This window comes from Cellvibrio sp., assembly GCF_053579595.1.
Map to the genome: position 1 here is coordinate 1 of NZ_JBRFPI010000266.1, position 6,426 is coordinate 6,426.

At 47.9% G+C, this 6,426-nt stretch carries 9 protein-coding genes; 5 read left to right on the forward strand and 4 right to left on the reverse strand.

What is annotated here, in order from left to right; translation table 11 throughout:
- Positions 1 to 113: 113 nt before the first annotated feature.
- Complete coding sequence (locus tag ACWA6V_RS15165; protein ID WP_449523280.1) at positions 114 to 737, reverse strand: tRNA-uridine aminocarboxypropyltransferase; 624 nt, start codon at positions 735 to 737, stop codon at positions 114 to 116.
- Positions 734 to 1,048, reverse strand: coding sequence for a GIY-YIG nuclease family protein (locus ACWA6V_RS15170; RefSeq protein ID WP_449523281.1), 315 nt, complete (start codon positions 1,046 to 1,048; stop codon positions 734 to 736). The genes ACWA6V_RS15165 and ACWA6V_RS15170 overlap by 4 nt, the downstream gene beginning before the upstream one ends.
- A 38-nt stretch (positions 1,049 to 1,086) precedes the next feature.
- Here ACWA6V_RS15170 and ACWA6V_RS15175 point away from each other — a divergent pair, with 38 nt between their 5' ends.
- Positions 1,087 to 1,890, forward strand: coding sequence for a methyltransferase domain-containing protein (locus tag ACWA6V_RS15175; RefSeq protein ID WP_449523282.1), 804 nt, complete (start codon positions 1,087 to 1,089; stop codon positions 1,888 to 1,890).
- A 2-nt stretch (positions 1,891 to 1,892) separates the two neighbouring features.
- On the opposite strand, the gene ACWA6V_RS15180 is transcribed toward ACWA6V_RS15175, so the two are convergent.
- Both ACWA6V_RS15180 and ACWA6V_RS15185 read right to left on the reverse strand, forming a co-directional pair.
- Positions 1,893 to 2,405 (reverse strand): molecular chaperone DnaJ, encoded by a 513-nt coding sequence (locus tag ACWA6V_RS15180; RefSeq protein WP_449523283.1) that lies wholly within the window; start codon positions 2,403 to 2,405, stop codon positions 1,893 to 1,895.
- 56 nt (positions 2,406 to 2,461) lie between these two features.
- Positions 2,462 to 2,815 (reverse strand): hypothetical protein, encoded by a 354-nt coding sequence (locus ACWA6V_RS15185; RefSeq protein WP_449523284.1) that lies wholly within the window; start codon positions 2,813 to 2,815, stop codon positions 2,462 to 2,464.
- A gap of 13 nt (positions 2,816 to 2,828) precedes the next feature.
- Here ACWA6V_RS15185 and ACWA6V_RS15190 point away from each other — a divergent pair, with 13 nt between their 5' ends.
- The 4 genes from ACWA6V_RS15190 to ACWA6V_RS15205 all read left to right on the forward strand — a co-directional run.
- Positions 2,829 to 4,316 carry a hypothetical protein gene (locus ACWA6V_RS15190; protein ID WP_449523285.1) on the forward strand — a complete coding sequence of 496 codons (1,488 nt, stop codon included), beginning with the start codon at positions 2,829 to 2,831 and terminating at the stop codon, positions 4,314 to 4,316.
- Positions 4,317 to 4,332: 16 nt separating this feature from the next.
- A complete protein-coding gene (locus ACWA6V_RS15195) occupies positions 4,333 to 4,956 on the forward strand; it encodes a hypothetical protein (protein WP_449523286.1) in 624 nt (207 codons plus the stop codon).
- Positions 4,957 to 5,030: 74 nt separating this feature from the next.
- Entirely contained in the window at positions 5,031 to 6,074 is a 1,044-nt protein-coding gene (locus ACWA6V_RS15200; protein ID WP_449523287.1) for an agmatine deiminase family protein, read from the forward strand.
- On the forward strand, positions 6,074 to 6,426 hold a 353-nt coding region (locus tag ACWA6V_RS15205; protein WP_449523288.1), incomplete at its 3' end, for a nitrilase-related carbon-nitrogen hydrolase. The genes ACWA6V_RS15200 and ACWA6V_RS15205, both read left to right, overlap by 1 nt.

A 6,426-nucleotide genomic window follows, 5' to 3' on the forward strand; every position in this document is an offset into this window, starting at 1 on the left:
AGTTTGGCTGCGCAGTAATTCAAACGTTGGATAACTCATAGGCTTGGTTTTCTCTCGTCGGGAGCGAATAGATATGTTGTGTACATTATTGGCGAACGTGTATTGGGGAACATTTATTTGGGAGTAAAGGCGCTTTGTTGCGCAACGAACAGACTCATTGCAGTCAATAGCGGAGCATAGTCAACTTTGTGCTGCTCCAGTTGCTGTAGAGCGTAACAACTTGCCTCCAGCGTGGAAAGCTGATTTTCGCTATGCGCTTTGCGGATTTTGTAAATGGATGGCGGTGTTTCCGTCAGCATCATCCGGGGCAGGCTCTGCAGCGCGCGATTCAGGTAGAGCATTTTACGGCTTTTGCGCCAGGTTCCATCAATTATCACCAAACGTAGCTGATGAGGTGTGACTGGATTTAGGGTTGGAAGTGGCTGCGGTGCGGTTAACCCAAGCGCTTGGTATTCAGTTATCTCGGGATAGAGCAGTAGTGGTCGTTTTTGGTCGGCAAATAACCAACGATCCAAATCCTCCGTGTCAAACTGTTCGCCGATCTTGAGTTGGCTGTTTTTTAAGCTGAGATGTAATAATCCCGCCGTATTTTTTGCATTAGATGCTTCATCGGGATGTTGCAAAATAAGGATTTCAACCTGATTGGTGATAGGGGTAATCAGGGGACAAATGCAGTTGCGAACGGGTCTGTTACAGTTGCTACAGATCGGGCGCTTAGTCGCTGGAGTCGTGGTCAATGTGGCAATTGCTCCAGTTGATGGAGGCCAATAAGCCTGTGTGTTTGTGTTAGTTGCTCGGCAATCAGTTGTTTTTTTACGCTGGCGCTCAGGGATTTAATCGCATATTCACGTTGGCTCGCTGTTGAGCGATTGTGGTCTGCTTCCAGATAACAAAGTTGCACAGGTTTGCGCCCGCGAAAGTAGCGTGCGCCCGCTTTCCCCGATTCATGTTCACGCCAGCGGCGCGCCATATCGGTGGTAATTCCAGTGTACACTTGCGCATCGCTTGTGCGGATCATGTAGACAAACCAGTGGTTCGATGAGGTCATATCGCTGCAGCAGCTGTTGGTTAGGTGAAGAGAATTATATGGCAAAAGAATCAACCGGTCAGGATCGCAATTTTGATGATCTGGCCAAACGGTTTAAAAAAAATATCTATGGCGGCTTAAAAGGCGATATTCGCCTTGCAGTACTGGAGCGCGATTGTGCGGCGCATATTCCCGTCGCGCCTTTTAAGGTCTCTGCCGAGTGCTGGACAATCCTGGACGCTGGCGGTGGGCAAGGGCAGTTTTCATTGCAATTGGCGCAAGCCGGGCACAGGGTTGTGATTTGCGATATTTCGGCGGAGATGCTCAAGCTCGCGCAAGAGCAGGTTGATCAATTAGGGTTAGCGGAGCGGGTGCAATTGGTTCACTGCGCGCTACAAGATTTGCCGCAACATTTGCCTGCTGACCAGCTGCAATTTGATCTTGTGATCTGCCATGCAGTGATGGAGTGGATGCAGGAACCGCAATCCTTACTGCCGTGCTTGCTCCGGTATCTCAAGCCGCAGGGTTATTTATCGCTTACTTTTTATAATATTCACTCGTTGATTTACAAAAATTTACTGCGCACCAATTTTAAGAAAATTATTAACAAAGATTATGGTGGTTCTGCGGGTAGTTTGACTCCGATTAATCCGCTGGACCCGCAACAGGTATTAGGTTGGATTGGTGATTTGCAATTGCAGTTACTCAGCCACAGTGGCATTCGTGTGTTTCACGATTACATTTTTAATGAAGAGCATCGCGCGCGCGAACCGCTGACATTGTTGCAGCTGGAATTGGAGTTTTCGCAACAAGAACCCTATCGCTCACTGGGGCGCTATGTTCACCTTTTGTTGCGCAACTGATATTAATGTTTGATTTTTTCAAGCAGTAGATCGCGCGCCTGATTGATTTTCGCGGCGAGGTAATCATTGCCGCCACGATCGGGATGGAGTTTTTGAATCAGCCGGCGATGTGCATCCTGAATCATCGCTTCGGTAATGTCGCCTCTGTCTATCGCACCCGATAGGCCCAGCACTTCCAGTGCTTCCTGGATTGGCATGGGTACCAGCGGGCGCTGGGGCGGCTGAGGTTCGTCAGCCTGATTATGTTGTTGCGCATTTTTACGTTGCAACCAGAGTGGCAATAGTTGGCTAATCAAACCGTAGGCGTTGCGGAGAAAAGGCAGTAATGCGCCCAAGGCAGCGCCAATCCAATGCATTTTTCCGGTGACAACCAACAAAATCAGTATACCGAGGAATACGCCCGTGCCCATACGCCATAAGGCTTTGCGTTTTTGCGCTGGATCCATTTTTTTATAGCGGGCACTACCAATAATAATGCACGTCACTATGACCGCAAATAATAGAATTTTGAGCATAACGCCTCCAGTAAATAGATCGCCATTATAGGCACAAGCCCTGTCAGTCGATAGCCTCATTTTTGTGCTCTCCGACGATCTTGGCTATGCTTGACGTAATCAGTTTTTATCAATAAAGGTGTAGGCCAGATGGGGCGCGACATTAAAACAACTATGGCTCTACCAATATTGTCCTGGAGTGGACGAACACTACTGGTGTGCATCTGTACATTGCTCATCGCTTGTGGTGGCGGTGGCGGCGGATCATCCGGGTTTGTGCAGGCCAGCAGTAATCCTGCATCTTCTGCAGGCAGTTCAGTGTGGCGTTCCGATGTAAGTTCATCGCCAATATCCTCGTCAATCGCATCTACCCCCGGTTCATCAATAGCGAGCTCGTCAGCTGCGAGTTCTTCCCCGCCTAATGCGATCACTTTAAGTGGCAAAGTGACCTATGATTTTGTCCCGCACAACGATAATCAATTTGGTTTGAACTATTCGGCTACAAGAGTAAATGCCGTGCGTGGATTGGTTGTTGAATTGCTCGATAGCAATAACCTGATTCTGGCTACTACCAATAGCGATAACCTTGGTAATTACAGTTTTAGCGTTGAAAACAATAAGCTCGTGAAGGTGCGCGTAAAGGCGCAGCTCTTGCGCGCCCAGTCGCCAACCTGGAATTTCAAAGTGACTGACAACACCAATGGCAACATTCTTTATGCAATGGAAGGCAGTTTGGTGGCGGCGAGTAATGCCTCTGCAGTGCGCGATTTACATGCGGCCTCTGGTTGGACTGGCACGGGTTATACGCAAGCGCGTGTTGCTGCACCCTTTGCGATTTTGGATTCAGTATTACTGGGTGTTGAAAAGGTTATGGCAGCTGGAAATGGCATTGATTTTCCCGCGCTGGAGCTGCGTTGGAGCCCTAAGAATAAAGCGGCAGATGGCGATTTGGCGCTGGGTGAAATCAGCACCAGTTTTTATAGTGGATCAGAGATTTATATTTTGGGTGATGAAAACAACGATACAGATGAATATGACCGCCATGTTATTTTGCATGAATGGGGGCATTATCTTGAAAGCGATTTTTCTCGGTCGGATAGTGTTGGTGGCGACCATGTGTATGGCGATAAATTGGATATGCGCGTGGCTATGTCGGAAGGTTTTGCCAACGCATTTTCGGCGATGATGCTGGATGATCCCAATTACCGTGATGCCAGTGGCCTGCAACAAACAGACGGTTTTACCAATAATGTCAGCCGCAAAAATCATACGGTACGCGGTTGGTATTCAGAGGCATCGGTGCAGTCGGTACTTTACAATTTTTACACGAGCAGTAATGGAAAAACGGCACGGGATTTTACCGATATCTTTAAAACGTTGAATTCAACCGGCTACGCTACCAATACCGCAATGACATCGATTTACGTGTTCGCTGATGCATTGCGCAACCTTGTCCCAACGCAGATTACCAATTTTAATACGCTCTTGTTGGAACAAAATATCGAGACTACCGATGCATTCGGTGTGGATGAAAGCAACAGCGGTGGCTATACCGGCAGTTTGCCAATCTATAAGCCGCTGCCGTTGAACAATAGTCCTGTGAATGTATGCAGTACTAATCGTTTCGGTGCCTATAACAAACTGTCGGTTGCGCAATTCCTGTTGTTGGAGGTGGCATCTTCCGGTACTTATCAAATCAGTGTTCAAGAGGGAGTGGGGGATTCCGGCGATTCTGATCCGGATGTGTATCTCTACCGCCGCGGTAATCTGCTGGATTTCGCTGAAGGTACACAGATTGATCAGGAGAGTTTTTCGCGTTTTTTGTCGGAGGGAACCTATGTCCTTGAGCTTGTCGATGACAGAGCAATGGATGTGGAGAATACAGATGAAATTACTGCCTGTTTTGACGTGCGCGCGCTGCGCCTCAACTAAAGTGGAGGCTTGAATTTTGAATAAAATATCAGTTAGTTACTTGGGATCTATCGCTGCAATCATTATTTTTGTCTGCATTGCGATTTTAAGTGCGCGAGAAAAAACACCGGATACGCCCGAGCAATCACCGCTGAATGCTAACAATGCAGCAGTAAGCTCGTCTGCTAACGAAAAAAATCTGAACCTAAAAAACAATGACCACCAACAACACTCGCGAGCAAAACCCGGTGCTGCTATTAGTTTGAAAAATAGCGAGCCACTCTATGCTGCTGTTCCCGGCGTGCATGAGTACCAGTTACAGTTATTATCACCCAACCATGAAGGTAAAATGACGGTAGATGTATCGACCAGTGAAGGCCTTGCGCTTGTTTCCTCCGCGCATCATTTTGAATTTGAGTTACATGAGGGTGGTGAATATAGGGTGCCACTGACAATCAACGCCAGTGCCGAAGGGCGCTTTTATATTCAGCTGCATATTGCGATTACAGCGGATGGGGAAGCGTCTTCGCGTGTTATCGCTGCTATTTTGCAGGTGGGTGAGCCTGCTGTGAAAGCGCAAAAAGCCACGACAAAGAGCTCGGTACAAGACGCGGATGCAGTTATTTCACTGCCAGCGCAGGAGACTATTTCGCCGCGCTAATTCATTGCGGCAGCAGCTTTGTTTATAATGGCCAGCCCAGTGACTGGCCATTTGCGTTTTAATGAGGAAATTTTATGTCAAGCCAACGATTGCCCGCTGAATGGGAACCACAAGATGCCGTTATGTTGACCTGGCCGCATAAAAACTCTCCCTGGGATTGGATTCTGGATGATGTTGTCGAGCTCTATGAAGCATTGGCGACCGTGATTTGCGATTATGCCGACGTTGTTATCGCGGTGCCTGAAGCCCAGATGGAGGAGGTTCGCGCTCGCCTGGAAGCGATGGGCGCTCCGCTGGAATATATTCATCTTTATCCCTGCGCCAGTAATGACAGTTGGGCGCGCGACCACGGCCCATTAACCGTTGAAACACCTGATGGATTTAAACTGTTGGATTTTCAATTTAATGGTTGGGGAAACAAATTTCCTCATGATCTGGATGATCAAATTTCCCGCCAATTATTCGCGCAGAATGCTTTCCCTCACGCAATAATTGAACTTCAGGATTGGGTACTTGAAGGTGGATCGGTTGAGACAGATGGGCAGGGCACTTTGTTGACTACCTCATCATGCCTGCTCAATAAAAATCGCAATCCCAATTTATCAAAGGCGGATATTGAATCCCGTTTAATGTCAGCGTTTGGTGTGCAAAAAATTAATTGGTTGGATCATGGATATCTTGCAGGTGATGATACCGATGGCCATATCGATACGCTTGCGCGCTTATGCCCCAATAATACGATTGTCTATACCGCTTGTGATGATGAGCAAGATGAGCATTACGGCGAGCTCAAAAAAATGGAAGCTCAGTTGCAATCCTTTACGAATGCACAGGGTGAGCCTTACCGATTACTTCCATTGCCCTGGGCGGGCGAAGTGTTAGGTGATGAGAGCGATTTGCGCTTACCTTCGACCTACGCCAATTTTTTAATTATCAATGAAGCGGTGTTGGTTCCTATCTATGGTTTGCCGATGGATGAGGATGCATTGGAAGTGGTATCGCAAGCGTTTCCTGGTTATGAAATTTTCGGCATTCCCTGTTTATCCTTGATAGAGCAGGGTGGAAGTCTACACTGCATTACTATGCAAATTCCTGAGGGTGTACGGGAGCAAATTTGATGCAAAATTCTGTCGTGAAAACCTTACCCGTGGGTTTGGTGCAACAATCCTGTACTGCAGATGCCGCTGCTAATTTTGCAAAAACCATTGCACAGATTCGTGTTGCCGCCGGGCAGGGTGCTAAGTTGGTGGTGTTGCAAGAGTTGCATCGCGGATTGTATTTTTGCCAGCAGGAAATTGCTGCGCATTTTGATTTGGCGGAAACTATCCCGGGGCCGAGCACCCAGGTCTTGGGCGCGCTTGCACAAGAGTTAGGTATCGTTATTGTTGCGTCATTATTTGAAAAGCGCGCTGTGGGCCTGCATCATAATACGGCTGTGGTTATCGAGCGCGACGGCAGCATCGCGGGCAA

Coding starts and splice junctions, on each gene's coding strand:
- ACWA6V_RS15175 (WP_449523282.1), top strand. CDS start 1,087: ATGGCAAAAGAATCAACCGGTCAGGATCGCAATTTTGATGATCTGGCC.
- ACWA6V_RS15180 (WP_449523283.1), bottom strand. CDS start 2,405: ATGCTCAAAATTCTATTATTTGCGGTCATAGTGACGTGCATTATTATT.
- ACWA6V_RS15170 (WP_449523281.1), bottom strand. CDS start 1,048: ATGACCTCATCGAACCACTGGTTTGTCTACATGATCCGCACAAGCGAT.
- ACWA6V_RS15200 (WP_449523287.1), top strand. CDS start 5,031: ATGTCAAGCCAACGATTGCCCGCTGAATGGGAACCACAAGATGCCGTT.